Below are 2,317 nucleotides of genomic sequence, written 5' to 3' on the forward strand. Positions count from 1 at the left end.
CTCCTCCGATCCAAGCGGGATGGTCAGGCCGCGAGGCGCGGCGCGACCGCGGGGCCGAAGGCGGCGGCCCAGGACGGCGCGGCGCGCAGCAGGCGCTCGAGCGCCGCGACGGGCAGCGCCTCGGCATATTCGAGGGCGGTGACGGCGGCCTCGTCCCAATGGCGGGCGATCTCGGTGACCGCCTGGACGGCCGGGTCCGTGACGGATGGCAGGGCGATGGCGCCGGCATCGGCCAGACGCGCGGCGCGACGGGCCGTGACGATCACGCGCGCCGCCTGTTCCAGGCGGATGCGGTCGTCAAGGCAGCCTTCGGCCAGCTCGGCGATGGCACGGGCCAGGGCGTTGGAGTCACGGGCATTGACGGTCATCATGTCCCCCTTCGGACGTTGCGCGCGGCCTCCCCTTTGTTCGCGCGTCCGACCGATATTGGTCATGAATCAGTCAAAACAAGCACCGTAGTCGCCGCAATCCTGCCATGAGGCAGGCCCGGCGCTCACTCCGGCTCGATGCCCGCCGCACGCGCCTGCTCGCCCCAGAAGGCGATCTGCTCGCGGATGAAGGTGCCGAACTCGGCGGGGGTGGAGGTCACCTTCTCGATCCCGAACTCGCCGAGGCGCCGTTCCGTCTCGGGCCGGTCCCACACACGGCGGATCGCGGCGTTCCAGGCCATCACCGCTTCCTCCGGCATCCGCGCCGGGCCGACCGCGCCCATGAAGGACAGCAGCTCGAAGCCGGGCAGGCCCACTTCCGACAGCGCCGGCCATTCGGGAAAGAGCGGCGTGCGGCGGGCGGAGGTGATGCCGAGCGGCTTCAACTTGCCCTCGGCGAGGAAGGCGCGGGAGGAGGCGACATCGGCGAACAGCGAACTGACGCGCCCCGCGATCACGTCCGTCATGGCGGGCGGGGAGGACCGGTAGGGCACATGCGTCACCTCGACGCCGCCGATCCGGTTCAGCATCGCAGCACCCACCACGCCCGTGGTGTTGCCGGATGCGCAGGTGAAGCGCCCGGGATGCGCCTTCGCCAGCGCCAGGAACTCCTGCATGGTCCGCGCCGGCACCTGGTCGTTCACCGCGAAGGAGAAGATGTAGGTGCCCATCCGGCTGATGGCGGAAAAGTCCGCCACCGCATCATAGGTCGGGCGCCGCATCAGGGCGGGTGTCGCGCCATGCGGGCTGTTCGTCGTGATCATCACCGTATGCCCGTCCGGCGCGGCGCGGGCGGTCGCGACGGCGGCGATGGCACCGTTCGCGCCGGGCCGGTTCTCGACCACGGGCTGGATGCCCCAGTCCTGCTCGAGCAGGGAGGTGAGCAGCCGCGTCACCGTGTCCGTACCGGACCCGGCGGCGAAGGGAACGATGAAGGTGACGGGCCGAGTCGGCTTCCAGGCGCTGCCCTGCGCCTGGACCAGCGCGGGGGCGGCGAGCGGCGTGGCGAGCAGCGCGCGGCGCGACAGGATGAAGGCCATGGTCGTTTCCTCCGGAGTGCTTGGTTCGCGGCAGGGTCGCAATCGCGGGGTGGAAAGTCCATCGGGGCCTAGACATCGGCGCGGCAGGCGGCCAAGAGCGCGCACCCATGCCGCTCGCCGACCTGCTGCCGCCCCCGGTGCTGTTCTTCGCCCTCGGCTTCGCCGCGGCGGCGTTGCGCTCCGACCTCTCGGTGCCCGATGCGCTGGCGAAGTCGCTGTCCCTGTATCTGATGATGGCGATCGGCCTGAAGGGCGGGATCGCGGTGGCGCAGCCGGGCGCGGCGGCGGCGATGCTGCCGGCGCTCGGGCTCGGCGTCGCGCTCTCCGCGCTGCTGCCCATCCCGGCCTATGCGATGCTGCGCGCGGGCACGGGGCTGGATCGCGCGACCGCGGCGGCGGTCTCGGCGCATTACGGCTCGGTCAGCGTGGTCACCTTCGCCGCCGCGGCGGGACAGTTGGACGCCGCGCGCATCCCCTATGAAGGCTTCATGCCGGCGGTGCTCGCGGCGATGGAGACGCCGGCGATCCTGACCGCCCTGCTGCTGGCGCGCCGCGGCGGCGCGGCGACCTCGGGCGGGCCGCGCGAACTGGCGCATGAGGTGCTGCTGAACGGCTCGGTCGTGCTGCTGCTCGGCGCCTTCGCCATCGGCTGGATCGCCGGCCCGGCGGCGGATCGTTCGCTCGCACCCTTCATCACCGGGCTGTTTCCGGGCGCGCTCTGCCTTTTCCTGCTGGAGATGGGGCTGACGGCCGCGCGGCGGCTGCGCGACCGCGGGCGCGGGCTCGACGCGCGCCTGGCGGGCTTCGCGCTGCTGATGCCGCTGATCGGCGGCGCGGCGGGGCTCGGGG

At 72.6% G+C, this 2,317-nt stretch carries 3 protein-coding genes; 1 reads left to right on the plus strand and 2 read right to left on the minus strand.

Annotated features, from left to right (window positions below):
• Window positions 1-23: 23 nt before the first annotated feature.
• Both HW577_RS23845 and HW577_RS23850 read right to left on the minus strand, forming a co-directional pair.
• A complete protein-coding gene (locus HW577_RS23845; RefSeq protein WP_198378592.1) occupies window positions 24-368 on the minus strand; it encodes a hypothetical protein in 345 nt (114 codons plus the stop codon).
• A gap of 125 nt (window positions 369-493) precedes the next feature.
• Window positions 494-1,468 (minus strand): Bug family tripartite tricarboxylate transporter substrate binding protein, encoded by a 975-nt coding sequence (locus tag HW577_RS23850; protein ID WP_232475207.1) that lies wholly within the window; start codon window positions 1,466-1,468, stop codon window positions 494-496.
• A 107-nt stretch (window positions 1,469-1,575) separates the two neighbouring features.
• Here HW577_RS23850 and HW577_RS23855 point away from each other — a divergent pair.
• Window positions 1,576-2,317 (plus strand): sodium-dependent bicarbonate transport family permease (locus HW577_RS23855; RefSeq protein WP_198378593.1); only part of this gene is annotated, 742 nt, incomplete at its 3' end.

Source organism: Neoroseomonas rubea, from assembly GCF_016106015.1.
GTDB lineage: Bacteria > Pseudomonadota > Alphaproteobacteria > Acetobacterales > Acetobacteraceae > Neoroseomonas > Neoroseomonas rubea.

Coding starts and splice junctions, on each gene's coding strand:
- HW577_RS23845 (WP_198378592.1), bottom strand. CDS start 368: ATGACCGTCAATGCCCGTGACTCCAACGCCCTGGCCCGTGCCATCGCC.
- HW577_RS23850 (WP_232475207.1), bottom strand. CDS start 1,468: ATGGCCTTCATCCTGTCGCGCCGCGCGCTGCTCGCCACGCCGCTCGCC.